General features: G+C 70.9%; 23 protein-coding genes and 1 pseudogene. 15 read left to right on the top strand and 9 right to left on the bottom strand.

Annotation, left to right across the window (positions count from 1 at the left end):
• Window positions 1-9: 9 nt before the first annotated feature.
• From ACFYXH_RS37095 to ACFYXH_RS37080, 4 genes are read right to left on the bottom strand one after another with little or no spacing between them, the layout of a single operon-like run.
• Window positions 10-213, bottom strand: a complete 204-nt coding sequence (locus ACFYXH_RS37095; protein ID WP_389572785.1) for a hypothetical protein — start codon at window positions 211-213, stop codon at window positions 10-12.
• Window positions 214-223: 10 nt separating this feature from the next.
• Window positions 224-907, bottom strand: a complete 684-nt coding sequence (locus tag ACFYXH_RS37090) for an ABC transporter (protein ID WP_389572782.1) — start codon at window positions 905-907, stop codon at window positions 224-226.
• Window positions 904-1722: an ATP-binding cassette domain-containing protein gene (locus ACFYXH_RS37085; protein WP_389572780.1), complete on the bottom strand. Its 819-nt coding sequence runs from the start codon at window positions 1720-1722 to the stop codon at window positions 904-906. Before ACFYXH_RS37085 ends, ACFYXH_RS37090 begins: the two co-directional genes overlap by 4 nt.
• Before the next feature lie 44 nt (window positions 1723-1766).
• Window positions 1767-2444 carry an AIM24 family protein gene (locus tag ACFYXH_RS37080; protein ID WP_389572777.1) on the bottom strand — a complete coding sequence of 226 codons (678 nt, stop codon included), beginning with the start codon at window positions 2442-2444 and terminating at the stop codon, window positions 1767-1769.
• Between the two features lie 72 nt (window positions 2445-2516).
• On the opposite strand from ACFYXH_RS37080, the gene ACFYXH_RS37075 reads away from it, so the two are divergent.
• The 7 genes from ACFYXH_RS37075 to ACFYXH_RS37045 all read left to right on the top strand — a co-directional run bounded on the left by ACFYXH_RS37075 (window position 2517) and on the right by ACFYXH_RS37045 (window position 10016).
• The gene (locus ACFYXH_RS37075) at window positions 2517-3233 is read left to right on the top strand and encodes a peptidyl-tRNA hydrolase (RefSeq protein ID WP_389572774.1); all 717 of its coding nucleotides are present in this window, start codon (window positions 2517-2519) and stop codon (window positions 3231-3233) included.
• A 108-nt stretch (window positions 3234-3341) separates the two neighbouring features.
• Window positions 3342-4103: a DUF4142 domain-containing protein gene (locus ACFYXH_RS37070; RefSeq protein WP_389572771.1), complete on the top strand. Its 762-nt coding sequence runs from the start codon at window positions 3342-3344 to the stop codon at window positions 4101-4103.
• A 128-nt stretch (window positions 4104-4231) separates the two neighbouring features.
• Complete coding sequence (locus ACFYXH_RS37065) at window positions 4232-5575, top strand: DUF692 family multinuclear iron-containing protein (RefSeq protein ID WP_389572767.1); 1344 nt, start codon at window positions 4232-4234, stop codon at window positions 5573-5575.
• Between the two features lie 5 nt (window positions 5576-5580).
• Window positions 5581-6600, top strand: a complete 1020-nt coding sequence (locus ACFYXH_RS37060; RefSeq protein WP_389572764.1) for a TIGR04222 domain-containing membrane protein — start codon at window positions 5581-5583, stop codon at window positions 6598-6600.
• Window positions 6601-6719: 119 nt separating this feature from the next.
• Entirely contained in the window at window positions 6720-7475 is a 756-nt protein-coding gene (locus tag ACFYXH_RS37055) for a DUF4142 domain-containing protein (protein WP_389572761.1), read from the top strand.
• A 63-nt stretch (window positions 7476-7538) separates the two neighbouring features.
• Window positions 7539-8315, top strand: a complete 777-nt coding sequence (locus tag ACFYXH_RS37050; RefSeq protein WP_389572758.1) for a TIGR04222 domain-containing membrane protein — start codon at window positions 7539-7541, stop codon at window positions 8313-8315.
• 99 nt (window positions 8316-8414) lie between these two features.
• Entirely contained in the window at window positions 8415-10016 is a 1602-nt protein-coding gene (locus ACFYXH_RS37045) for an alpha/beta hydrolase (RefSeq protein ID WP_389572755.1), read from the top strand.
• 56 nt (window positions 10017-10072) lie between these two features.
• On the opposite strand, the gene hemQ is transcribed toward ACFYXH_RS37045, so the two are convergent.
• On the bottom strand, window positions 10073-10786 hold the full coding sequence (gene hemQ / locus ACFYXH_RS37040; RefSeq protein ID WP_385301341.1) for a hydrogen peroxide-dependent heme synthase: 714 nt from the start codon (window positions 10784-10786) through the stop codon (window positions 10073-10075).
• A gap of 4 nt (window positions 10787-10790) precedes the next feature.
• Entirely contained in the window at window positions 10791-12218 is a 1428-nt protein-coding gene (gene hemG / locus ACFYXH_RS37035) for a protoporphyrinogen oxidase (RefSeq protein WP_389572751.1), read from the bottom strand.
• A gap of 126 nt (window positions 12219-12344) precedes the next feature.
• On the opposite strand from hemG, the gene ACFYXH_RS37030 reads away from it, so the two are divergent.
• Both ACFYXH_RS37030 and ACFYXH_RS37025 read left to right on the top strand, forming a co-directional pair.
• Window positions 12345-13274 (top strand): DUF4349 domain-containing protein, encoded by a 930-nt coding sequence (locus ACFYXH_RS37030; RefSeq protein WP_389572747.1) that lies wholly within the window; start codon window positions 12345-12347, stop codon window positions 13272-13274.
• Between the two features lie 28 nt (window positions 13275-13302).
• The gene (locus tag ACFYXH_RS37025) at window positions 13303-14682 is read left to right on the top strand and encodes an FAD-dependent oxidoreductase (RefSeq protein ID WP_389572743.1); all 1380 of its coding nucleotides are present in this window, start codon (window positions 13303-13305) and stop codon (window positions 14680-14682) included.
• 246 nt (window positions 14683-14928) lie between these two features.
• Here ACFYXH_RS37025 and ACFYXH_RS37020 read toward each other — a convergent pair.
• Together ACFYXH_RS37020 and hemE are read right to left on the bottom strand one after the other, a co-directional pair.
• Window positions 14929-15780 (bottom strand): annotated as a pseudogene (locus ACFYXH_RS37020) (acyltransferase family protein); the annotation flags it as partial.
• A gap of 172 nt (window positions 15781-15952) precedes the next feature.
• Window positions 15953-17017, bottom strand: a complete 1065-nt coding sequence (gene hemE, locus ACFYXH_RS37015; RefSeq protein WP_389572740.1) for a uroporphyrinogen decarboxylase — start codon at window positions 17015-17017, stop codon at window positions 15953-15955.
• A 92-nt stretch (window positions 17018-17109) separates the two neighbouring features.
• Here hemE and ACFYXH_RS37010 point away from each other — a divergent pair, with 92 nt between their 5' ends.
• The 6 genes from ACFYXH_RS37010 to ACFYXH_RS36985 all read left to right on the top strand — a co-directional run bounded on the left by ACFYXH_RS37010 (window position 17110) and on the right by ACFYXH_RS36985 (window position 24316).
• Entirely contained in the window at window positions 17110-17781 is a 672-nt protein-coding gene (locus ACFYXH_RS37010) for a DUF3000 domain-containing protein (RefSeq protein WP_385301334.1), read from the top strand.
• A 319-nt stretch (window positions 17782-18100) separates the two neighbouring features.
• Complete coding sequence (locus tag ACFYXH_RS37005; protein WP_005310513.1) at window positions 18101-18763, top strand: response regulator transcription factor; 663 nt, start codon at window positions 18101-18103, stop codon at window positions 18761-18763.
• Between the two features lie 77 nt (window positions 18764-18840).
• Complete coding sequence (locus tag ACFYXH_RS37000; protein WP_389572736.1) at window positions 18841-20115, top strand: HRDC domain-containing protein; 1275 nt, start codon at window positions 18841-18843, stop codon at window positions 20113-20115.
• Between the two features lie 383 nt (window positions 20116-20498).
• Window positions 20499-21719, top strand: coding sequence for an acetyl-CoA C-acyltransferase (locus tag ACFYXH_RS36995; protein WP_327326660.1), 1221 nt, complete (start codon window positions 20499-20501; stop codon window positions 21717-21719).
• Window positions 21716-23842, top strand: coding sequence for a 3-hydroxyacyl-CoA dehydrogenase NAD-binding domain-containing protein (locus ACFYXH_RS36990; protein WP_389572731.1), 2127 nt, complete (start codon window positions 21716-21718; stop codon window positions 23840-23842). Before ACFYXH_RS36995 ends, ACFYXH_RS36990 begins: the two co-directional genes overlap by 4 nt.
• A gap of 87 nt (window positions 23843-23929) precedes the next feature.
• Window positions 23930-24316 (top strand): NTP pyrophosphohydrolase, encoded by a 387-nt coding sequence (locus tag ACFYXH_RS36985; protein WP_389572729.1) that lies wholly within the window; start codon window positions 23930-23932, stop codon window positions 24314-24316.
• A gap of 102 nt (window positions 24317-24418) precedes the next feature.
• Here ACFYXH_RS36985 and ACFYXH_RS36980 read toward each other — a convergent pair whose 3' ends face one another.
• Window positions 24419-25936: an amino acid permease gene (locus tag ACFYXH_RS36980; RefSeq protein WP_389572727.1), complete on the bottom strand. Its 1518-nt coding sequence runs from the start codon at window positions 25934-25936 to the stop codon at window positions 24419-24421.
• Between the last annotated feature and the right edge of the window lie 61 nt (window positions 25937-25997).

Raw genomic sequence — 25997 nt, 5'->3', positions numbered from 1 at the left:
GGCCTGATCTCAGCCCGAGCAGGCCGTCCGCTGGGCCTCCTGCCACTCGCAGACGGGGCAGAGCGTCGCGCCCTTCACCGACTCCGGGTATTCGGTCGGCTTCCGGCACAGCACGCATTCGGCGAACGGCGGCCCGCCGGCCGCCAGGGGCGCGGCGGCCGGTGGCTCGCAGTACGGCTCCTGCGGCTCGTCCTGCTGGTGCGGCTCGTCCATGCGTACGAGGTTAACTCTCGCCGTCCGCACCGCGGAGCGAGCTCAGCGCACAGGCCAGCGCGCCCGCCACGACCGCGACCAGCAACGCGGAGATCAGCGGCAGTACGGACAGCTGCACCGTCCCCGTCCGCGAGCCGGTCACCAGCCCGGTCAGGGCGTACTTGGCGGGCGAGCCGCTGGTAACCAGCGCCAGCAGCGCGACGAGCGCGGTGGCCGTGAGCGACCAGCCCCGCGCGTGCAGCAGCGGCCGCGTGCACAGCGCGCCGACCGCCGCCCCCGTCAGTACACATACCGCCGCGGCGAGCAGCCCCGCGGCCGTGGCGGGAAGCAGCGGGATCGCCACCCGGTTGTCGGCGCTCGTCGCCTTGCTGATCAAGGCGACCACGGTCGTTCCCACAGCGCCCAGTGCCCCCGCGCACGCCACGGCGGCGAGCAGGGACGCCAGATGCACGCGCGGCGGGCTCGTCGCGGCGGCCGCGATGCTGCGGGCGGCCGGTGGCTCCTGGGTTGCGCAGACCCGGACCAGCCAGGCGGTGACCGGCAGCAGCGCGCCGGCCGCGTAGCCGAACGAGTCCAGCACGGGCTGCCCCGACTGCACGCCGACGGCAAGAAAGATCACGTACAGCAGGACGGGCGGCAGCCAGCGCTGTGAACGCAGCAGCAGGGCGGTTTGATAGCCGAACAGCGCGGTCATGACGCCACCTGCCCCGTCGTCGTAGCGGCGGCTCCGGTCCGGCTCAACTGTCGGATGTGCCACGGCGGCCGTGCCGTGAGCAGAGCCCTGAGCAGCGCGTCGGAGTGCACCGCCGCCACCGTCAGCACCGTGCTGCCGTCCGGGCCGGGTTCGTGCGTCGGCGCCCCGGGCAGCCCCTCGGGCACCGGCGCACCGGGCGGTCCCGCCACCTCGATCCGTACCAGCGGCCCCTGTTCGGCCGCGCCGGTCCCGCTCCGGCGACGTACCAGAGCGCCCCCGCTCAATACGTGGACAGCGTCCACGGCCCCCGCGAGTCGGCGCGGGTCGTGATCGACGAAGACGACTGTGGTCCCGGCCGCGACCCGTTCCACGACCGCCCGGTCGAACTCCTCGCGCGCCACCGCGTCCAGGCCCGTCCACGCCTCGTCGAGCACCAGCAACTCCGGCTCCGCGAGCAGCGCCTGGGCCACCGCCACCTTCTGGCTGGTGCCCTTGGAGAGCTCGGCGAGCGGGGTACGGGCGTGGCCCGCGGCCCCGAAGCGCTCCAGCCACTCGCCGGCCCGCGCCTCGGCGGCCCGGCGCCCGAGACCGTGGATCCGCCCGAGGCGGGTCAGATAGCCGGTCGCGGTGAACGGCAGCGCGGCCGGGAAGCGTTCGGGGACGTACGCCGTACGTGGCCGGCCGCTGATCCGCCCCTCGGTCGGGGCGTCGATCCCGGCCAGCAGCCGCAGCAGGGTGGACTTTCCGCTGCCGTTGGTCCCCTCGACGCGGACCAGGGCGCGCGCGGGCAGCTCGAGATCGACTCCGCGCAGCACCCATGGTCCGCCGAGGCCGTAACGGCGGCCGACTCCTTGGAGTTTCAGTTCGCTGCCGCCTTCTGCGGCGTGAGCTCGCTGGGCCGTACGATCACGAATCCCTCGCCCTGGAGCATCAGCTGGACGGCCTCGCCGGAGCCGCCGCGGATCATCGAGCCGACCGACTGCGAGCGGTGCAGTGAGGTGTGCAGCTGAGCACTCCAGCCGACGACCGCGTCCGTGTCGACGTACACCGGCTGCTGCGCCGTGACGGGTATCACGATGGGGTTGCCCTCGCAGACGACGGCGAGTTTTCCGTAACCGGTGAAGACGCTGTTGAAGATGCCGCCGCCGGTCATGCCGGCGCCCTTCACGGTCTTGATCTCGTATGAGAGGGAGGCGTCGAAGCAGAGGACGTTGCGACCGTTGACGGTGAGCGCATCGCCCTGCTCGATATCGACGATGAAGCAGTTCTGGGCCTCGTGCGCGAACCAGGCCTCTCCCTCCCCACGCACCGCCATCAGCGGCAGGCCCTCGCCGGTCATGGCGCGCTTGAGCATGCCGCCGATGCCCTGGCCCTTGCGCTCGAACTGGAGGTTTCCGCGGAAGGCGACCATTGATCCCTGCCGCGCGTGCATCTCGCCGTTGACGGTGTACTTGACCGATTTGGCGTTCTGCAGACTCATTCCGGGCACGGAAGCCTGCTGCGCCATGTTCTCCGAGGCAAAGAGATCGCTCTTCATGGCGTGCATCGTCGCCCGGAGGCCTCCGTTCCGCCAATAATCCCGACCGGAACGGCTGGCAGACTGGGCGGTGTGAGCAGCAACGAAACCCTCCCCGACAGTCCCTTCCGGCACGAAATCACCTCCCGTGACGAAGCCCCGCAGTTCGTCCTTCCGCTGGTGGTACACATCGAGAAGGCCGAACCCCCGGCCCGTACCGACGCGCTGGAGTCCGCTGCCCGCGCCGTGCTCGACATCCTGAGCGACGAGCGTTCGCTGGGCGACGGCGAGTGGGCGCAGGCGATGCGGGACTGGCAGGACGCCCGGATCCGCAAGGTGGTGCGGCGGGCGCGCGGCGCCGAGTGGCGCAAGGCCACGGGGCTGCCGGGCATCACCGTGACGAGCGGGGCCGCCGAGGTACGGGTCTTCCCGCCCGTCCCGCTGGACGGCTGGCCGAAGGAGCTGGCCAAGCTCCAGGTGTCGGGCACGGATCTCGACGACCCCGAGCCGCCCGCCGCGCCCGATCTCACCGCTCCGGTGCTGTGGCTGAGCCCGGATCTGGACATGTCGGCGGGCAAGGCGATGGCGCAGGCCGGCCACGGTGCCCAACTCGCCTGGTGGGAGCTGTCGGAGGCGGACCGCAAGGCGTGGCGCGAGGCCGGCTTCGCGCTCTCGGTGCGCACCGCGGAGCCCGCGCACTGGCGAAAACTCACGGTCAGCGGCCTGCCGGTAGTGCGCGACGCGGGCTTCACCGAGATCGCTCCGGGCTCCTGCACGGTGGTCGCGGATCATCCGTCGCTGCGCGGCTGAACACTGAGGCCCCGCGTTACGTACCTCTGAGTACCGCCAAGTAGGTTGAACGCTGTTTCAGCCGGCGGTTGATCTGCCGTGGAACGTATCGGCTCTGGAGGCACTTTGTTGCGGCGCATCAACGGGACAGCACTCATCATCGCGGCCCTGGTCGCCACGGTAGGCGCGCTGGCGTTCCCCGTGTGGTCGTACGCGGACCGTTCCGGCACCGGCCAGGACAATCTCAACGCCGCGGCCGTCTCGACCCAGTGGGGACCGCTCTCGGCCACGGACCGGGACTTCCTGGTGAAGGTCCGGCTGGCCGGACTCTGGGAGCTGCCCGCAGGACAGCAGGCGATCGAACGCGCCCCGACCAAGGCGATCAAGGACGCGGGCGACCACCTCATCGTCGGCCACTCCGACCTCGACAAGCGGGCGCGCGACGTGGCTGCGAAGCTCGGCGTCGAACTGCCGAACCAGCCGAACGAGCAGCAGCAGGGCTGGCTGCAGGAGCTGTCGGCGGCGAGCGGCGAGGAGTACGAGCGGAAGTTCGCGAACCTGCTGCGCAACGCGCACGGCAAGGTCTTCTCACTGGTCGCCCAGGTCCGGCACACCACCCGGAACACGTTGATCCGGCAGCTGGCGACCGACACGAACCAGACGGTCCTGGACCACATCACCATGCTGGAGGCGACCGGATTCGTCGACTTCGACGCCATCGCCAACGAGGCGGCCGGCAAGGCGACGGCCAGCCCGACAGGTCCGCCGCCGCCGAACGGCAACCTGCCGCCGCAGCCGGCACCCGTGTCGCCGAGCGGGGACCAGTCCTTCACCTCGCGTCCGTCCACCCAGCCGGGAGCACCGACAGCGATCAACACCAACCGTCCGTGACCCGTCGGTAACTCCGGTCCGCCGGAACCTCAAATCAACCTCTGAACGTCCCCTCCTCTGGATTCACCGCCGTCCGGCGGGGCCATAGGCCCTGCACGCACCGTCACACGGCACGGGGGAGGGGACTCATGGAACTCGGTATAGGCATCGGCTGGCGCCCGGAGATCGCGGACGCGGTGGAGGAACTGCCAGGCGTCGACTGGGTCGAGGTTGTCGCGGAGAACATCTGCCCGGGCCATCTGCCCGCCGCCCTGACCCGCCTGCGCTCGCGCGGCGTCAAGGTCATCCCGCACGGCGTCTCGCTGGGCCTCGGGGGCGCGGACCGCCCGTCCGAGCAGCGGCTCGCCGACCTGGCGGAGCGGGCGACGGCGCTCGGCGCGCCCCTGGTCACGGAGCACATCGCCTTCGTACGGGCCGGTGGCGTGCTCACTGCCTCGCCGCAGCTGGAAGCGGGCCATCTGCTGCCGGTGCCGCGCACCTGGGACGCGCTGAAGGTGCTCTGCGAGAACGTCCGTATCGCGCAGGACGCGCTGCCGGTGCCGCTGGCTCTGGAGAACATCGCGGCACTGATCTCCTGGCCGGACGAGGAGCTCACCGAGGGCCAGTTCCTCGCGGAACTGGTCGAGCGCACGGGCGTACGCCTGCTGATCGACGTGGCCAACCTCCACACGAACCACGTCAACCGCGGCGAGGACCCGTCGGCGGCGCTGGACGAACTCCCGGTCGAGGCGATCGCGTATGTCCATGTCGCGGGCGGCATCGAACGCGACGGCGTCTGGCACGACACCCACGCCCATCCGGTGACCCAGCCGGTCCTGGACGTCCTGACGGAGCTCCGCTCCCGGGTGTCCCCGCCGGGGGTACTGCTGGAGCGGGACGACGACTTCCCGCCCGCGGCCGAGCTCTCGGCGGAGCTGACGACGATCCGCGCAACGTTGGCGGCAGCCGCGTCCATGGGCCCGCGCGGGGGGCGCTCGACGGCTTCCGGCCCGCGCGGGGAAGCCCGCGCCCACGAGGGGCCGGAAGCCTGCGCCAAGATCGAGACGGGTCGGGGGAGTTCTCCTGCCCCACGAGAGCGCGTCGCCCTCGGCCAGGCCGCCCTTCTCTCCGCACTCGTCGCCGGCACCCCCGCCCCCGAAGGCTTCGACTCCCGGCGTCTGCGCGTGCAGAGCCGTGCCCTCGCCGCCAAGCGGGCCGATGTCGTCGCCAAGGTCGCGCCCGAGCTGCCGGAGATACTCGGCGCGGACTATCGCGCCGCGTTCCTTGCGTACGCCAAGTCCCGCCCCATGCGCGCCGGGTACCGCCGCGACGCGCTCGACTTCGCCGAGCAGCTCCTCGTCGCCGGGCGGCCCGAGGACGACAACGCCCGGCGCCTGCTGACCCGCTGGTGGGAGGAGCGCGTCGCGCCCCATCCGCCGCGCCGCTCGACCCGTCTCGTACGCGCGGCCCGTGCCGCTCTTGTCAGGAGGTGAGCGGAATGACCCTGCTCGCTGTGTTGGTCTATCTCGCCGTCGGCGCCTCCTCCGTCGCGCTGATCATCCGGGTGTCCGCCGCCCAGCGCCGCCACCCGGCCGGCGGCGGTATCCACGACGTCTACGAGGCCGCCTTCCTCAGCGGCGGCCCCGCCCGGGTGGTGGACGCCGCGCTCGCCGCCCTGCACGCGGACGGCCGGCTCGCCATCGGCGGCCCGGGCATCGTCGCCGTACGGAATCCGGTCGCCCATGACCCGGTCGAGCGCGCGGTACTCGATGAACTCGCCGTCGCCCCGACCGGCGCGCTGCACACCCTCCGGATCGCCGCGATGCGCAGCCCCGGCGTGCAGGCGATCGGCGACGGCCTCGCCGCACGCGGGCTGATGGTGCCGCCCGGGCAGAACCGGGGTCCGGCCGTGTGGGGTCTCGCCCAGGGCATCCTGTGTGTGATCGCCCTGCCGCTCTCCTTCGCCCTCACCGTTGTCAGCTTCCTCGCGGACGAATCGGTCGACTCCGGGCCACCGTTCATCGCGTTGGTCCTGCCGGCCTTGATCGCGGGCATCGTGATCGGCTTCATCATGGCGGGCCGCGCCCGGCGACGGATCAGTACGGCCGGGCGGGACGCGCTCCGCTCGTACCGGGTTCAGTACGCCCAGGCGTACTCAGCGGCTCATCTGGTCGCGATCCACGGCCTGCGTGCCGTGCCGGATCCCGCGCTCCAGGCGCAGTTGACCGCGGCGGCGCGGGTACCCGCGGGCGTCCGAGGCGGCCGCTCGGCGTCGGGCCACTCGTATACGTCGTACCCGGACGCGGTGGCCGTGTGGTGCGCCGGATCGAGCCCGGGTTCCGGCTGTGGCAGCTCCAGTTGCGGAGGCTCCTCCGGTGGCGGTTCGAGCTGCGGTGGCGGATCCAGCTCCAGCTGCGGCGGTTCGTCCGGGGGTTCCAGCTGCGGCGGTTCCTCGGGCGGTTCCAGCTGCGGCGGTTCGTCCGGGGGCTCGAGCTGCGGTGGCAGCAGCAGTTCCTGACCCGCACCGGCCCCTGGCTCGTACTTCACCTCTCGTACTTCACGTCTCCTACTTCACCCAACAGCCCACGGGATCACGCCCGAGCCGACTAGCGTGCTGGACCGCACGCAGGAGGCAGCATGCGTTCCCTCACCGGCACCGGCCTGATCGTCGTCGCTCTGACGGCGACCATCGCCGCGCTTCTCTTCCCGATCTGGTCGTACGACGACCGCTCCGGAACCGGCCTCGCCAATCTCCGGGCAGGTTCCGTCCCCACCCGCTGGGGCCCGCTCTCCGCCGCCGACCGGGACTTCATCGTCCGCGTCAGACTTGCCGGTCTGTGGGAGCTCCCCGCAGGCCAGCAGGCCGTCGGCCGCGCCCCATCCGTTGCGGTCAGAGTGGCCGGCGAGCATCTCGTCGAGGGCCACACCTATCTCGACGCCCGCGTCCGCGAGGTCGCGGCGCGGCTCACTCTGGAGCTGCCCAGCCAGCCGACGGCCCAGCAGCGGGGCTGGCTGCAGGAGTTCAGCGAAGCGCGCGGCCAGGAGTACGAGACCAAGTTCGCGAACATCCTGCGCCGGGCCCACGGCAAGGTCTTCTCCCTCGTCGCCGACATCCGCAACAGCACCCGCAACACACTCGTGCGCGAACTGGCCGACGACGCCAACACCACCGTCCTCGACCACATCAACGTCCTTGAGGCAACCGGCCTCGTCGACTACGACGCCATCGCCGCCGACGACGCCGCCACGACGACCGCGAGCCCCACCGGGCCGCCACCGCCCGCCCGCGGCACGACACCGCCGCCGGCCCGCCCCGTTACGCCGACACCGACCCCGTTCTTCCCGCTGCCGCCCCCGGTCTCCCGCCCACGCACCGGCGTCACGAACGAATAACACCCGGTCCACATGGTGAACAGCCCATGGCGGACCGGAGGACAACTCGCGTAGAACTCGGCCATGTTCTCGGTCCTCTTCGTCCTGGTCGCATGGGCCGCGGCGGGCATCAGCTGCGCCCGGCTCTGTCTCGCCGCCGTCGAAGCCGCCCGCCCCGCCGCCGAGAGCCCCGGCCGGGAGCAGGCGCTGACTCTGTACGAGGCCGCGTTCCTGGCCGGCGGCCCGCACCGGGTCACCGATCTCACCCTCGTCTCCATGCACCGCCGCCGCAGGCTGCTGCTCGCGCACACCGGCTGGGCCACGGTCGTCGACCCGGAGGGGGAGGACGATCTGGAGCGCTCGGTCATCGGCGCGATAGGGCCGGCGGGGCAGGCCCGGACAACAACGGTACGAGCCGCTGCGTCCGCCGCGGACGCGGTACGGGCGCTGGCCGACCGCCTCGTCAGCGCCGGCCTCGCGGTTCCCGACAACGCCAGGTCGCACGTCGCCTCCGCCGTGCGCGGTGTGCAGGGCGCCACCGTCCTCACCGTGGCGCTGGCGGCCGCCACGCTGCTGCTGCTTCCTCAGGAGCAGGGCACCGATGCCCCGGCCTTCACCTGGTTCGCGCTGCCCCTGCTGCTCACTCTCGGCTGTCTCGTCATTGCGCGGGTCGAGGTGCATCCCTACACCCGCTGGGCCTCGCCCGCCGGTCAGCGACTGCTCGGCTCGCTCTCCCCCAACAGTGGCGGCGACGAGCGCGCGTTCCTGACCGCGGTCGCCGTCCGCGGTGTCGGCGCCGTCGACGATCCGGTCCTGCGTGCGGCGCTCACCGGTGGCCGTACGGCGCATCGGAGTCATTGACCCCGACACCGGACATCGGTGCTTTACATCGTTAATCGTCCCGCCAAGGATCCCTTTCGTCCCGTGGCCGCCGGCCGCCGTGCGCACGAAAGGAACGCGATGAGAGCAGTTGCGAAGTACGGGGCCGTGACAAGCCTCGGTTCCTTGGTTCTGTCCGCTCTCGTCGTCGCTCCGGCCGGCGGTGCCACCACCGCCTCCGCCGCGTCGCACGGCACGGCCGTCGCGGCCGCGCGCGCCGCCGCGGCAGGCATCGCCTTCGGACGCTGCGCCGAAGCCGAGATGCTGCCCGATTCGATCCAGTGCGGCACGGTGAAGGTCCCGCTCGACTACGCCGAGCCCGCCGGCCGGCAGATCGAGCTGACCGTCAGCCGCGGGAAGGCGACCGGCAAGCCGGCCGAGTACCAGGGCGCTTTCATCTACAACCCCGGCGGTCCCGGCGCCTCCAGCATGTACTTCCCGATGGCCGCCGCGCTCCCCGAGTGGAAGGGCATCGCCCGCGCCTACGACATCGTCGGCTACTCCCCGCGCGGTGTCGGCCGCTCCGCGCCACTCTCCTGCATCGCCCCGGCCGACTTCCTCAAGGCGCCGACCCCGGCGCCGGTCCAGCCCTCCCCCTCGTACAAGCAGGAGCGGATCGCGCAGGCGAAGGCGTACGCGCAGGGCTGCGCGCGCAACGCGGGACAGTCGCTGCGCCACTACACCTCGCTCAACAACGCTCGTGACCTGGAGGTGCTGCGGGCGGCGCTCGGGGAGCAGAAGCTGAACTTCATGGGCGCCTCGTACGGCACCTACTTCGGCGCGCTGTACGCGACCCTCTTCCCGTCCCATGTGCGCCGCATGGTCTTCGACTCGGTGGTCAACCCGGCCACGGAGCAGATCTGGTACCGCAACAACCTCGACCAGTCGTTCGCTTTCGAGAGCCGCTGGGCGGACTTCCGCGCCTGGGTCGCCAAGCACGACAAGACGTACCACCTGGGTGCCACACCCGAGGCGGTGGCGCGCAGTTACGAGCGGGTGCGCGCCCGGCTGGCCGAAAAGCCGGCGGGCGGCAAGGTCGGCCCCGGCGAACTGCACGCGGCGTTCCTGGCGGTCGGCTACTACGACGGCTACTGGACGCGGCGCGCCGACGCGCTGTCCGAGTATCTGAAGGGCAATGCGAAGCCCCTGATCGACCAGGCGGCGCCGGAGGCGGCCGAGGCGCGGGAGGCGGAGAACGGCCAAGCCGTCTACACCGCCGTCGAGTGCAACGACGCTCCGTGGCCGACGGACTGGAAGGTGTGGGACCGCGACAACAGCGCGCTGGCGCGCAAGGCGCCCTTCGAGACCTGGGACAACGCCTGGATGAATCTGCCGTGCGCCTTCTGGCCGGCTCCGCGGCAGCAGCCGCTGGAGGTGCGTACGCAGCGCGGTGCGCTGCCTCCGGTGCTGATCCTGGCGGCGCAGCGGGACGCGGCGACGCCGTACAAGGGGGCGCTTGAGCTGACGCGGCGGCTGAAGGGTTCCGTGCTGATCACGGAGGAGAAGGCCGGTACGCACGGCATCGGCGGCGGCGACAACAAGTGCGTCAACGGCTATCTGGAGGACTACCTGCTGCACGGGAAGACGCCGGTGCGGCGCGCTTCGTGCGCGCCGCACCCGGAGCCGGACCCGGTGTCGCTGGACCGCAGGGCGGCGAGCCCCAGGCTGCCGCACGCCGTCTGATCTTCCGGGTCGGGGATGGCCGGGCCCGCTCCCTGCGGGCCCGGCCACCATGTCTTTCAGGCGAGTCCGGCCACCAGCTCGGCGACGGACTTGCGGCGGCCGGTGTAGAACGGCACCTCTTCGCGGACGTGCATCCGGGCCTCGGAGGCGCGCAGATGACGCATCAGGTCGACGATGCGGTACAGCTCGTCGGCCTCGAAGGCCAGGATCCACTCGTAGTCACCCAGCGAGAACGACGCGACCGTGTTGGCGCGCACGTCGGGGTAGCCGCGGGCCATCTTGCCGTGGTCGGCGAGCATCCTGCGACGGTCCTCGTCCGGCAGCAGGTACCAGTCGTAGGAGCGCACGAAGGGGTAGACGCTGACGTAGTCGCGCGGCGTCTCGTCCGCCAGGAAGGCCGGGATGTGCGACTTGTTGAACTCGGCGGGGCGGTGAAGCGCCATGTTCGACCAGACCGGCTCGAGCGCGCGGCCCAGCTTGGTGCGCCGGAAGAGGTTGTACGCCTCCTGGAGCTCGTCCGCGGTCTCCGCGTGCCACCAGATCATGACGTCCGCGTCGGCACGCAGACCGGACACGTCGTACGTGCCACGCACGGTGATGTCCTTCGCGGCGAGCTGGTCGAACAGCTCCTGGACCTCGTCGGCGTAGCCGGCGCGATTCTCGGGGAGGAGATCGCGCAGCTTGAAGACGGACCACAGGGTGTAGCGGACGACCTCGTTGAGGTCCTTCGCCTTCTTCCCCGCGTTGGGAATCTTTTCCGGTGCAGTCATGAGGCTATTCTCCCGCGTCGTCCCCAGTGCCCCGCACCAGGGTGGACGTGGCGATGATCTCGTCGGCCGCGCGCTGTGCGCCGGCGATGCAGGCGGGGATGCCGACGCCGTCGTACGCCGCGCCGCAGACCCTGAGGCCCGGCAGCTTGGCGACCTCGTCGCGGATCCGGGCGACGCGCGCGAGATGCCCGACCGGGTACTGCGGCAGTCCGCCGATCCACCGGGTCACCTCGGTGGCCACGGGCCTGGCCGCGAGTCCGGTCGCCTCACCGAGGTCGCGCAGCGATACGCCGACGAGCTCGGCGTCCTCGCGGTGCAGATGCTCCTCCTCGCCGTACCGGCCGATGGAGGTGCGCAGCACGAACAGGTCGGCGGAGCTCTCGTCGACCCAGCCCCACTTGCGGGTGGAGAAGGTGGACGCCTTGATGGTGCGGCCGTCGACGGGCGGCACCAGGAAACCGCTTCCCTGCGGCATCCCGGCCAGGTCCGCGCGGCGGAAGGCCATGGTGACCAGGGCCATGGAGGCGTACTCGATCCGGCCGAGCTCCGCGGCGGCCGCCGGTGACTCGGCGGCGAGCAGTGCGGCCGAGGACCAGGCGGGGGCCGCGAGCACCACGCCGTCGGCGGCGATGACGCGCTGGTCGGTGCGGATCTGCCAGCCTTCGGCACTGCGGGTCATACCGAGGACGGGCGTCTCCATGAGGATCTCGCCGCCCTGCGCGCGTACGGCGTCGGCAACGGCGGTCGGCAGCTGCCCCACGCCGCCTTCGATGCCCATGAACACCGGGCCGGCCGACTGCTGCCGCGCGGCCTTCGCCTGGATGTCCTGTACGGCGGCGAGCAGCGAGTCGTGGGTCTTCGCCGCTTCGAAGAGCTGAGGGACGGCGGCGCGCATCGAGATGCGGTACGCGTCTCCCGCGTACACCCCGCCGAGCAGCGGTTCCACCAGCCGGTCGACGACCTCCCGGCCGAGGCGTTCGGCGACGTACGCGCCGACGGCGACATCGTCACCGAGCTCGACGGGTGCGAGGTCGCGTTCGTGCCCGATACGGGCGATGCCCTCGGCGGAGAGCAGTCCCGCGAGTGCCGCCGGGTCGCTCGGCACGCCCATCACATGGCCCTTGGGCATCGGGCACAGCGCGTCCCGTGTCCACACGAAGGCGGAGGCGGTGGCCGGCGGCTGGAGCCGGTCGGCGAGACCGACGGCGCGGGCCAGTTCGACCGCTTCGGGGCGGCGGGCGAGCATCGACTCGGCACCGAGGTCGACCGGGACGCCCTCGATCTCGCCGGCCTGCAGCTTGCCGCCCAGCCGGTCGGTGGCCTCGAGGAGGGTGACGCGCACACCGGAGGCGATCAGCCGGTGCGCGGCCGCAAGACCGGCGATGCCGCCTCCGATGACGACGACATGACCCGTACGTGTGTCCGCGTTCATGGATCAACTCTCTCAGACCCGTAACGAGTCCTGACCGTGACCGCTTCGGGACCGGAAAGGGGCAACCTCCGGCACGGCCTCGAACGTCGAACCGGCAACACTCAGCATCTGTCCCGGGGGGCTTGTATGCGTGCACGTCGTACGGTCGCGGCACTGTTTCTCACCGCTTCACTCGCCCTCGCGGGGTGCAGTGGGGCCGATGCCGGATCCACCCAGGACAACAAGGCCGCGAAGCCCGCGGCGGAGGGCGCGAAGGGCGGCGGCTACCAGGCCGACGAGTCGGCTTCCGGCGCCCGGCGGACGCCACCGAAGCAGCCGGTCTCCCTGGCTCCGTCCCACATCATCCGCACGGCCGAGCTCGACGTGGAGGTCAAGGACGCCCCGAAGGCGCTCGCCGCCGCCCGCGGGACGACCCTGAAAGCCGGCGGCCATATCGCCAACGAGAGCACCGAACGGATCGACGACACCCATGTGACCTCGCGCGTCGTCCTGCGCGTCCCGCAGGAGAAGTACGACGCGGTCCTCGCCGAGCTGGCCGGTGCCGGAAAGCTGCTCTCCCGCAAGGCCGACGCCAAGGACGTGACCGACCAGGTCGTGGACGTGGAGAGCCGTATAGCGACGCAGCGGGCCAGCGTGAACCGCGTACGGGCGCTGATGGACCGGGCCACCAAGCTCAGCGACGTGGTCACGCTGGAGGGGCAACTGAGCAGCCGCCAGGCGCAGTTGGAGTCGCTGCTCGCCCAGCAGGCCGCGCTCAAGGACCGTACGACGCTGGCCACCATCACCCTGTCGCTCTCCGAGAACGAGGACAAGGGGCAGCAGGCGGAGGACGACGGCCCCGGTTTCCTTGACGCGCTCGGCGGCGGCTGGCACGCGCTGGTGACGGCAGCGCTGTGGATCGGGATCGCGATCGCGGCGGTCGCTCCGTGGGCCGCGGCGTTCGCGCTGCTGTACGCCCTGTGGCGTTGGGCGATACGGCCCCGTCTGCCGAAGCGCCCCGCGCCGGAGACCGCGCAGCCGGCCCCCCTGCCCGTGCACGGGCCCGGCCAGGACTGAACCGCCGCTCCCCCGTAGCGTGTTCTCCATGGCAACGGAGCGGCTGGTGGTCATCGGGGGCGATGCGGCAGGCATGTCCGCCGCATCGCAGGCACGCAGGCTCAAGGGCCCGGAGGAGCTGGAGATCGTCGCGTTCGAGCGCGGGCACTTCAGCTCGTACTCGGCGTGCGGGATCCCGTACTGGGTCGGCGGTGATGTGCCGGAGCGCGACGATCTGATCGCCCGTACGCCCGCCGAGCACCGCGAGCGCGGGATCGATCTGCGGATGCGTACGGAGGTGACGGAGATCGACGTCGCCGGGCAGCGCGTGCGCACCCGCGACCTCGAAGCGGGCACCGATTCCTGGACGGGCTTCGACAAGCTGGTCGTCGCGACCGGCGCGCGTCCCACCCGCCCCGCGCTGCCGGGCATCGACGCACCGGGCGTCCACGGGGTGCAGACCCTCGACGACGGCCAGGCCCTGCTGGACACTCTCGCCGCTACGAGCGGCCGGCGCGCGGTCGTCGTCGGTGCCGGCTACATCGGCGTCGAGATGGCGGAGGCGCTGCTGAAACGCGGTTACGAGGTGACCGTCCTCAACCGCGGCGAGCAGCCGATGGCCACGCTCGACCCGGACATGGGCCGCCTGGTCCACCAGGCGATGGACGGTCTGGGCATCACGACGGTGACAGACGCGGCGGTCACCAAGGTCCTCACGGGCCAGGACGGCCGGGTGTCGGCGGTCGCCACGGAGTCCGCCTCGTACCCGGCGGATGTTGTGGTTCTCGGCATCGGAGTCGAGCCGGAGACGACGCTCGCCCGCGCCGCCGGCCTGCCGCTCGGTGTGTACGGCGGTCTGCTCACCGATCCGGCGATGCGGGTGCGCGGCCACCAGAACATCTGGGCGGGCGGCGACTGTGTGGAGGTCCTCGACCTGATCTCGGGCCGCGAACGCCATATCGCACTGGGCACGCACGCGAACAAGCACGGCCAGATCATCGGCTCCAACGTGGGCGGGGATTACGGAATGTTCCCGGGTGTCGTCGGAACAGCCGTCAGCAAGGTCTGCCACCTGGAGATCGCGCGCACCGGCCTGCGCGAGAAGGACGCCCGCGCCGTGGGCCTGCAGTACGTCACCACCACGATCGAGTCGACGAACAGCGCCGGCTACTACCCCGGCGCCACCCTGATGACGGTGAAGATGCTCGCGGAACGCCGTACGGGCCGTCTGCTCGGCGTCCAGATCGTCGGCGGCGAGGGCGCGGCAAAGCGCGTGGACATCGCGGCGGTGGCGCTGACCGCCGGAATGACGGTGGAACAGATGGTGTCCCTGGACCTTGGCTATGCCCCGCCGTTCTCCCCGGTCTGGGACCCGGTCCTGGTGGCGGCGCGCAAGGCGGTGTCCGCGGTCCGCAAGGCGGGGATCTGAGGCATCCGCAAGGCCGGGACCTGAGGCAGCGGCCCGCCCGTGCGGACAGGAGTCGGGCGGGGCAAGCTCAGCGGGAGGCCGGCCCGGTGGCTTTCGCCGTGGTCCCTCGCGTCGGCGAGCGCCCTGTCGAGCCGGCGCCGCAGCGGCCGGACCAGCGGTCGCTCTATCAGCCGGTGCACCAGCCCAGGCTGCCAGCAGCATTCCGCCAACCAGCAGGCCGACGAGCGCATACGCCGGTACGCGAGGCTCGAGCACCCTGATGAGTTCCCAGCCGATGTTCTGGTGCAGCAGATAGAGCGGGTACGTGGCAGCGCCCGCGTAGGGCAGCCATCGCCACGTCATCCACGACAGCTTTCCGGCCGCGACCAGGCCCATTACCCCGAAGCACGTCGCCATGACCGCCATGACCGGCCAGAAGGGAATGGGGTGGTCGAAATAGCCGAGCGTGCGGCTCCAGGTGGTGCGCGCGGCGGGCACTGCCGCCCCGAAGCACACCAGGACGATGCCTGTGAGCAGCAGCGTCGGCCGGAACCGGTACATGAGGTAGAACGCCATTCCGGCGATGAAGTACCAGCAGTGGTTCGGCATGACCATCAACCGGAAGGCGTCGTCGCCGAACTTGCTGAAGGCCATCCCCGCCACCGCCCACACACAGCAGAAGACAAGGACTCGCCGGTAGGTCAGACCCCACCAGGCCACGACCGCGAACAGCAGACAGAAGCGGAGTTCGGCGAAGAGGGTCCAGTACACGCCGTCGACCATGCGGACCCCGAGCGGCTCCTGAAGCATGGCCAGGTTCGTCAGGACGTCCGGCCACGGCAGCGGCTTCTGGCCGCCGGGTATGCGCAGCAGCACCGCCGTGGTGGCGAGAACGGCGAACCAATAGGCCGGGTAGAGGCGGGTCACGCGGGAGACGAAGAAGTCTCCCACCGACCGGCCCCAGCAGCTCATACAGATCACGAAGCCGCTGATGAGGAAGAAGAGCTCCACGCCCAGCCAGCCGTAGGCGGCGAAGGGGAAGGCGGTGGTGGGGAACTTGGCTTGCCCGGATGCCGACCAGCCCTCGCCGCGCGCCAGGTAGTGGTAGGCCACCACCATCAGCGCGGCGAGCAGTCGCAGGCCGTCCAGTGCGGCTATTCGCCCGCGCCTGGGCGCGGGCATGGATATGTGCGTCGGCGCCGCTCGCTGCCCCAGGCGGGGCAGGGCAAACGTCGGGGCGTCCTGTGTCGCGTGGTCCTGATCCCCCGGGTCTAGCGCGTGGTCTGCGCGTCTAGCGCTCGGTCTGCGTGTGCACGTACTCCACCAGACGCGTCAGCGCGTCCGGGTCCGTCGTCGGCAGCACACCGTGGCCCAGGTTGAAGACATGCCCCTCCAGGCTCGCCGCCGCGTCCAGGACCTCGCGGGTCTTTGTCTCCACCGCCTCCTGCGTGGAGAAGAGGACCGCCGGGTCGAGGTTGCCCTGGAGCGCCTTGCCCGGGCCGACCCGACGGGCCGCCTCGTCCAGCGGGACCCGCCAGTCGACGCCGACGACATCCGCGCCCGCCTCGCCCATCAGGCCGAGGAGTTCGCCGGTGCCGACGCCGAAGTGGATGCGCGGGACGCCGTACGAGGCCACCGCGTCGAAGACCTTGGCCGAGGCCGGCATCACCGAGCGCCGGTAGTCGGCGGGGGCCAGCGCGCCCACCCACGAGTCGAAGAGCTGCACGGCGCTCGCGCCCGCCTCGATCTGCACCTTGAGGAAGGCGGAGGTGATCTCGGCGAGGCGGTCCAGCAGATCGGCCCACAGCTGCGGGTCGCCGTACATCAGCGCCTTGGTGTGCTCGTGGTTGCGCGAGGGACCGCCCTCGACGAGGTAGCTGGCGAGGGTGAAGGGCGCACCGGCGAAACCGATGAGCGGAGTCGGGCCGAGCTCGCCGGTGAGCATCCCGATCGCCTCGGTGACGTACCAGACGTCCTCCGGCGTGAGGTCGCGCAGCCGCGCCAGGTCCGCGCGGGTGCGGATCGGTTCGGCGACGACCGGGCCGACGCCCGGCTTGATGTCGAGGTCGATGCCGATGGCCTTGAGCGGTACGACGATGTCGCTGAAGTAGATCGCGGCGTCAACCTTGTGCCGGCGCACCGGCTGGAGCGTGATCTCGGTGACCAGCTCGGGCTGCATGCACGACTCGAGCATCTGAGTGCCCTCGCGCACCTTGAGGTACTCGGGCAGTGAGCGCCCCGCCTGCCGCATGAACCAGACCGGTGTGTGCGGCACCGGCTCACGCCGGCACGCCTTCAGGAAAGCGGAGTCGTACGTCTTGGTCGGCATGCCCGAGGGGCTGTCATTGGCACTCACGCCCAGAATCTTCGCACGTACACCTGAAGTGGCCGCCCCGGGCCGGGTGTCCCTCCCTGCGCGAAGCCCCCGTTCCGCCTACTCTTCCCCGCATGGCTGCGGCTCAGGGACATTTTTCCGATCATTCCAACGGCGCTGACGATGCGGACAGCGCGGAGGGGAATGCCGTCCCGCGCGCGTTCCGGCAGGCGGTCGATGCACTGCGGGCCGCGCGACTGCGACCCGAGATCGAGGTGGACCCGACGCGCCCGCCGCAGCGCCTCGCCCCGCATGCGTACGCCCTGGAGGCCGCGGTCGTCGACGGCGACGACGATCTGGCGGACGGCCGGCTCGTCCTGCTGCACGATCCGGCCGGCCATGACGCCTGGCAGGGCACCTTCCGGCTGGTGACACTCGTACGCGCGGAACTGGAGCCGGAGATGGCGGCCGATCCGCTGCTGCCCGAGGTCTGCTGGTCGTGGCTGACGGGCGCCCTGGAGGCGCGCGGTCTGTCGTACGGGGAGCCGAGCGGGACCGTCACCCGCGCGGGGTCTCACTATTTCGGTGGACTCTCCGAGCGACAGCCGGTGACGCAGATCGAGATCCGGGCCTCGTGGACGCCGCGGGAGGGGGTCGGCGGAGTCCCGGACTCGGCGGCACACTTCGCGGCCTGGTGCGATCTGCTCTGTCAGGTCGCCGGGCTGCCGCCGTCGTCGGCCGGTACGGCGGACTCGGCGACGGGCGTGGTGTCGTTGCCGCAGCGGCGCGGTCCGCAGCAGCCGTAGTCCGTACCCGGGGCGCGGCCCGGGAGACTGAGCCCGGGTGGTCACAGCTCGGCAGTCACAGTTCGGCAGTCGCAGTTCGGCAGTCGCAGCTCGATGCTCGGGATGCTCGTGATGCGTGCGTGCTTCGTGATCCGGGACGGGCTCGCTCGTAGGATGATCGATCACGCGTCCGAATTGCCCCAATTGTTACTCACCAAATCGTGATCATTCTCTAAAGGCGGGCGGGTTTGGTGCCGAAGAGGTTCGTGACCCTTCAAGCACGGTTCGCCCCGGCTTCCTCCCCGAGCCGGCTCCGTCCCGCACCTTCCCAGGAGGCCTGGTGTCCGTTCTTCTCGAGCAGCCCGCAAGCCTGGTCGCCTACCGCCCGAACAAACCGACGGCCATGGTCGTCGTGGCCGACCCGCGCGTCCGCTCCACCGTCACCCGCCACCTGTGGGCCCTCGGAGTGCGTGACGTGATCGAGGCGTCGTCCATCGCGGAGGCCCGCCCCCGCGTCGGCAACCCGCGCGACATCTGCGTGGCCGACGTCCACCTGCCCGACGGTTCCGGGCTGACCCTGCTGTCCGAGACCCGAGCCGCGGGCTGGCCCAACGGCCTGGCCCTCTCCGCCGCCGACGACATCGGCGCCGTGCGAAACGCCCTCGCGGGCGGCGTCAAGGGCTATGTCGTCACCGGTACGCGTACGAACATCGGGCACCCGACCCGCCCCGGGGCCGCCCCCATCGGCGCCGCGGCCAACCGGATGCACCGCCGCCCCCCGGGTGCCCCGAGCCACCCGGGCGGCTACCGCGAGCTCTCCGGCCGCGAGGTCGAGGTGCTCCGCCTGGTCGCCGAGGGCCAGTCCAACAAGGCGATCGGCGTCTCGATGGGCCTGTCCGCACTGACCGTCAAAAGCCACCTGGCCCGCATCGCACGCAAGCTCGGCACCGGCGACCGAGCCGGAATGGTGGCCGTTGCTCTGCGCACAGGGATCATCCACTGACCGCTCTACATTTCTTCACGCCCGTCGACGGAACGTTCCGTCGACGGGCGCCGTCCGTTGACGGATACCCTTGACACGTGACCGACGCCCAAGAGACCGCAGCAGAGACAGCACTGCGAACCACCGGGGGCGCTCCCCCGGACGACGTCGAACCGGCGCCGATTCCCTTGCTGGAGCCCCGTGAAGGCATTCCACCGGTGGTGGCCACCGACGATGCCCTCGCCGAAGTGATCGACGCCTTCGCCAGGGGCACCGGCCCCGTCGCCGTCGACGCCGAGCGCGCGTCCGGCTACCGGTACGGCCAGCGGGCCTATCTCGTACAGCTGCGGCGCGAGGGCGCGGGCAGCGCGCTGATCGACCCCGTGGGCTGCCCCGACCTTTCGGGGCTCGGCGAGGTGCTCGCCGGTGCGGAGTGGATCCTGCACGCGGCAACCCAGGACCTCCCGTGCCTGCGCGAAATAGGCATGATCCCGACCCGGCTCTTCGACACCGAGCTGGCCGGGCGGCTTGCGGGCTTCCCGCGGGTCGGGCTCGGCGCGATGGTCGAGTCCGTACTCGGCTACGCCCTGGAGAAGGGCCACTCGGCCGTCGACTGGTCAACCCGCCCGCTGCCCGAGCCCTGGCTGCGCTACGCCGCGCTCGATGTGGAGCTGCTGGTGGATCTGCGCGACGCGCTGGAGAAGGAGCTGGACCGGCAGGGCAAGCTGGAGTGGGCCCGCCAGGAGTTCGACGCGATCGCCGCGGCACCGCCGGCCCCGCCGCGCAAGGACCCCTGGCGTCGTACGTCCGGGATGCACAAGGTGCGCCGCCGCCGTCAGATGGCGGTCGTACGGGAGCTGTGGACGGCCCGCGACAAGGTCGCCCAGCGACGCGATGTGTCGCCGGGCAAGGTGCTGAGCGACTCCGCGATCGTCGAGGCGGCGCTCGCGGTGCCGGCGAACCTTCAGGCGCTGACCGCACTGCCCGGCTTCGGCCACCGGATGGGACGGCGTCAGCTGGAGCAGTGGCAGGCGGCCGTGGACCGGGCCAAGGCGCTGCCCGACGCGGAGCTGCCGCAGCCCGGCCAGCCGCTGAACGGTCCGCCGCCGCCCCGTTCCTGGGCGGACAAGGACCCGGCGGCCGCGGCCCGGCTCTCCGCGGCACGCGCTGCGGTCTCCGCACTCGCGGAGGAGCTCAATCTGCCGCAGGAGAACCTGATCACGCCGGACACGGTGCGCCGGGTCTGCTGGGAGCCGCCGGCGGAGGCGACGGTGGCCGCGGTGACGGAGGCGTTGGCGGGCCATGGTGCGCGCGCCTGGCAGATCGAGTTGGTGGCCCCGCTCCTTGCGCGTGCGCTGACGGCGACGGCCTGACGCCTGCGGCGGGCCTTCCCCTGCCCGCCCCTTCCTTCCCGACTGTGTTCTTTTGCGGCTCCGCCGCGAAGGGGGCTGCCCCGGCCCCCGGTACGCCCTTCGGGCGTGTCCTCAATCGCCGGACGGGCTTGATTTCCGTCGGTCGGCCTGAATCTTCGGGCCGACCGACGGAAAAATCAGCCCCACTGGGCGGGAAACTCCAGCCCCGCCGGCCGTGAGGCGCGGGGGTCCGGGGGCAGAGCCCGCGCCCACCCCTCCGTGTGACGTTCGCCGCTCCCGGCGCAGGGGGTGGGCAGGGTGGTTACCCGCAAGTAGCATGAGCGGAGGAAGCGCGCTTAGGCGCGTCGCAGCAGTGCCATCCCGCACCCTGGAGGAGAGCCATCGTGCCTCGTACCGTCAGGGACGTCGTCTTCGTCGACGGCGTCCGCACCCCGTTCGGCAAGGCGGGCCCGAAGGGCATTTACCACGAGACCCGGGCCGATGATCTCGTCGTGAAGGCGATCCGGGAGCTGCTGCGCCGCAACCCGGACCTCGACCCCGCCAAGATCGACGAAGTCGCGATCGCCGCGACCACGCAGATCGGTGACCAGGGCCTCACCCTCGGCCGCACCGCCGGCATCCTCGCGGGTCTGCCGCAGTCCGTCCCCGGCTACTCCATCGACCGCATGTGTGCGGGCGCGATGACCGCCGTGACGACGACCGCCGGCTCCATCGCCTTCGGCGCGTACGACGTCGTGATCGCCGGCGGTGTCGAGCACATGGGCCGTCACCCCATGGGCGAGGGCGTCGACCCGAACCCGCGGTTCGTGAGCGAGAAGCTCGTCGACGAGTCCGCCCTCTTCATGGGTATGACCGCCGAGAACCTGCACGACCGCTACCCGACCATCACCAAGCAGCGCACCGACGAGTACGCCGTGCGCTCGCAGGAGAAGGCCGCGAAGGCGTACGCCAACGGCAAGATCCAGCAGGACCTGGTGCCGGTCTCCGTACGTCGCACCAACGCCGAAGCGGGCGAGACCGGTTGGGGCCTGGCCACGGCGGACGAGCCGATGCGTCCGGGCACGACCCTGGAGTCGCTCGCGGGCCTGAAGACCCCCTTCCGCGCGCACGGCCGGGTCACCGCCGGTAACGCCGCCGGTCTCAACGACGGCGCCACCGCCTCCCTCCTCGCCTCCGAGGACGTCGCGCGCGAGCTGGGCCTGCCGGTCAAGATGCGGCTCGTGTCGTTCGCGTACGCCGGCGTCGAGCCCGAGGTCATGGGCTACGGTCCGATCCCGTCGACCGAGAAGGCCCTCGCCAAGGCGGGTCTGTCGATCGACGACATCGGCCTGTTCGAGATCAACGAGGCCTTCGCCGTCCAGGTGCTGGCCTTCCTCGAGCACTACGGCATCGCGGACGACGACGCGCGCGTCAACCAGTACGGCGGCGCCATCGCGTACGGCCACCCGCTGGCCTCCTCCGGTGTCCGCCTGATGACGCAGCTGGCCCGCCAGTTCGAGGAGCAGCCGCACGTCCGCTACGGCCTGACCACCATGTGCGTCGGCTTCGGCATGGGCGCGACGGTCATCTGGGAGAACCCGCACTTCGACGGAGGCACCAAGTGAGCACCACCGAACTCCTGAAGGGCGCCGCCGAGCTCTTCCCCGACGAGGTCGTCACGCAGGCGCACGTACGCCACCTCGACCTCCCGGCCGGCGCGGGCAAGTTCGCCCTCATCACGCTGGACAACGGCCTGGACCACACCAAGCCGACCACCTTCGGCCCCCAGTCGCTGGCGAACCTGAACGCCGCCATCGACCAGGTCGAGAAGGAGGCGGCCGAGGGCGCGATCGTCGGCGTCGGTATCACTGGCAAGCCGTTCATCTTCGCGGTCGGCGCCGACCTCAAGGGCGTGGAGCTGCTCAAGCAGCACTCCGACGCACTCGCCATCGGCAAGGGCGGCCACGACGTCTTCAAGCGCCTCTCGGCGCTGGCCGTCCCCACCTTCGCGTACTACAACGGCGCGGCGATGGGCGGCGGTGTCGAGGTCGGTCTGCACTGCTCGTACCGCACCGTCTCCCAGGCGATCCCCGCCTTCTCGCTGCCCGAGGTCTTCCTCGGTCTCGTCCCGGGCTGGGGCGGCTGCGCACTGCTGCCGAACCTGATCGGCGCGGACAAGGCCGTCTCGGTCATCATCGAGAACTCGCTCAACCAGAACAAGCAGCTCAAGGGCAAGCAGGTCTTCGAACTCGGTATCGCCGACGCGATCTTCGAGGGCGCCGACTTCCTCGAGCAGTCGCTGATCTGGACGGCGTCCGTACTCAAGGGCGAGATCGTTGTGGCGCGGCCCGAGGTCGACCGCGGTCAGGCCTGGGACGACGCCGTGGCGCGCGGCCGCTTCGTCGCCGACTCCAAGGTGCACGGCGCCGCCCCGGCCGCGTACCGCGCGCTGGACATCATCGCCGCCGCCAAGGACGGTGACCTGCAGGCCGGCTTCGACGCCGAGGACACCGCGCTCGCGGACCTGATCTTGGGTGGCGAGCTGCGCTCCGGCATCTACGCCTTCAACCTGGTGCAGAAGCGCGGCAAGCGCCCTGCCGGTGCCCCGGACAAGTCCCTGGCCCGCCCGGTCACCAAGGTCGGCGTCGTGGGCGCCGGTCTGATGGCCTCGCAGCTGGCCCTGCTCTTCCTGCGCCGCCTCGAAGTGCCGGTCGTGCTGACCGACATCGACCAGGAGCGCGTCGACAAGGGTGTGGGCTACGTCCACGCCGAGATCGAGAAGCTGCTCGGCAAGGGCCGTATCAACCAGGACAAGGCCAACCGCCTCAAGGGCCTGGTCAGCGGTGTGCTGGACAAGGCCGAGGGCTTCTCCGACGCCGACTTCATCATCGAGGCCGTCTTCGAGGAGATCGGCGTCAAGCAGCAGGTGTTCGCGGAGGTCGAGGCGGTCGCCCCGGCGCACGCGATCCTCGCCACCAACACCTCCTCGCTGTCGGTCACCGAGATGGCGTCCAAGCTCCAGCACCCGGAGCGCGTGGTCGGCTTCCACTTCTTCAACCCGGTCGCGATCCTCCCGCTGCTGGAGATCGTCCGCGGCGAGAAGACGGACGACGCGGCCCTCGCCACCGCCTTCGGTGTCGCGAAGAAGCTGAAGAAGACCGCCGTACTGGTCAAGGACGCGCCGGCCTTCGTGGTCAACCGCATCCTGACCCGCTTCATGGGCGAGATCCAGAACGTCATCGACGAGGGCACTCCGGTCGAGGTGGCCGAGAAGGCCGTCGAGCCGCTGGGGCTTCCGATGTCGCCGCTGGTCCTGCTCGAGCTGGTGGGCCCGGCGATCGGTCTGCATGTCTCCGAGACCCTCAACCGCGCCTTCCCGGAGCGCTTCACGGTCTCCGAGAACCTGGCCGCGGTCGTCAAGGCGGGCAAGCGCGGTTTCTACGTCTACGACTCCGGCAAGCCGGAGCTGGACCCGGAGGTCGCGGCACTCCTCAAGCAGGGCGATGTCGTCCTCACCGAGGAGCAGACCCGCGAGCGCGTACTGAACGCGGTGGCGCAGGAGATCGGTCTGATGCTGGAGGAGGGTGTCGTGGCCGAGGCCCAGGACATCGACCTCTGCCTGATCACGGGCGCCGGCTGGCCCTTCCACCTGGGCGGCATCACGCCGTACCTGGACCGCGAGGGTGTTTCCGAGCGCGTGAACGGCAAGACGTTCCTGGCGCAGGGCGTGGCGAGCGTCCCGGCGTAACGTCTGATCCCGAGCAAGCAGCAGCCCCGGCACCGTCGTTCGGTGCCGGGGCTGCTGTCTGTCCCGGGGGCCTGTCATCCTGCTGATATGCGGACTCTGGTGATCGTCGACGGGGCGAATGTGGTCGGCTCGGTGCCCGACGGCTGGTGGCGGGACCGGCGCGGGGCGGCCGAGCGGCTCAGGGACCGGCTCGTCGGCCTTGCCGCTGACGGGATTCCCGGGTGGCCCGGCCCCGTCGAGATGGTGCTCGTCGTGGAGGGCGCCGCCAAGGGGGTGGAGTCCGTGCCCGGCGTGCGGGTGGAGTCGGCACCCGGCAGCGGCGACGACCGGATCGTGGAGCTTGTGGCGGAGCGGGAGGCGGACCGGGCGTGTGTCGTCGTCACGGCCGACCGGGAGCTGTGTCGGCGGGTTGAGGCGTACGGCGCGGAGTGCGTGGGCCCACGGACCGTGCTGCCGCCGGGCAGGCGCAGATAGCGCAACGCTCCGTCAAACCCGGGAAATTACCGTGTCCGGCCCCGCAGCCACTGCCGGAGCAGGACGTACGGGGCCGGGGAGAACCGAGCCGGGCAAGAAGGCTTAGTACTCGGATTCGGGACCGAGGCGGCCGAGACGACTGTGGCTGCGGCCGTACAGGAAGTACACCAGGAAGCCCAACGCCATCCAGACGGCGAACCGCAGCCAGGTCTCGGCCGGCAGATTGAGCATCAGCCAGACCGAGGCGGCCACCGAAACGATCGGAAGGAAAGGCACCCAGGGGGTGCGGAAGGCGCGGTGCAGTTCGGGCCGGGTTCGGCGCAGGACGATCACGCCGAGGGCGACGACGACGAACGCGAAGAGCGTGCCGATGTTCACCAGCGTCGCGAGCTCGTTGATGCTGGTGAAGCCCGCGATGATCGCGATGATCACGCCGAGCAGGATGGTCGGCCGGTAGGGCGTGCGGAAGCGCGGGTGCGTGACGGAGAAGAACCGCGGCAGCAGCCCGTCGCGACTCATCGCGAAGAACACCCGGGTCTGTCCGAGCAGCAGAATCATGCACACCGTGATGAGGCCGACCGCGGCGCCGAAGCTGATGATTCCGGCGTAGACAGGGTGCCCGACGGCCTTGAAGGCGTCGGCGAGCGGAGCGCTCACCGACATTTCTGTGTAGTGCTGCATGCCGGTGACCACCAGCGACACGGCGACATAGAGCACGGTGCAGATCAGGAGCGAACCGAGGATGCCGCGCGGCATGTCCCGCTGCGGGACCTTGGTCTCCTCGGCGGCGGTGGCCACCACGTCGAAGCCGATGAAGGCGAAGAAGACGACGGATGCGGCGGTGAAGATGCCCATGATGCCGAAGTTGGTGGGCTGGTAGCCGAAGATCAGCTGGACCAGCGGGGCGTCCCAGCCCGCTCCGGCGGCCTGTGGCTGGGCCGGGGGGATGAAGGGCGAGTAGTTGTCGGCCTTGATGAAGAAGGCGCCCGCGATGATCACGATCATGACCACGGTCAGTTTGATGGCGACCACGACCGCCGTGACCCGCGCGGACAGCTTCATACCGAGCACCAGGATGACCGTGAGAAGCAGCACCAGCAAGAAGGCCAGGAGATCGAAGCCGAATCCTTCCGCCACATCGGGCCCGGAGAGCGCGGCGGGCATGTGCCAGCCGACGTTGTCCAGCAGCGAGCGGACATAGCCCGACCAACCGACCGCGACCACGGCGGTACCGAGGGCGAATTCCAGGACCAGGTCCCAGCCGATGGTCCAGGCGACCAGCTCGCCGAGCGAGGCGTACGAGAAGGTGTACGCCGATCCTGCCACCGGGACGGTGGATGCGAACTCGGCGTAGCAGAGCGCGGCGAGGGCGCAGACGATGCCCGCGGCCACGAAGGCGAGGGCCGTCGCGGGTCCCGCCGTCTCCTTGGCCACCTTGCCCGTGAGCACGAAGATGCCGGTGCCGATGATGACCCCGACCCCGAAGACCGTCAGGTCCAGCGCGGAGAGGGATTTCTTGAGCGCGTGCTCCGGCTCCTCGGTATCACGGATCGACTGTTCGACCGTCTTGGTCCGGAACAGGCCGTCTCCGCTTGGTCCCGTGTCCTGCTGCGTACTCACCGGCGTACCTCCACGCACTCGTCGTGATCGCCATGATTGGGACAACGGCGGTCCGAGAGGG

This window comes from Streptomyces sp. NPDC002730 (assembly GCF_042888805.1).
GTDB lineage: Bacteria > Actinomycetota > Actinomycetes > Streptomycetales > Streptomycetaceae > Streptomyces.
This window is presented reverse-complemented; position numbering and strand designations above follow the sequence as displayed.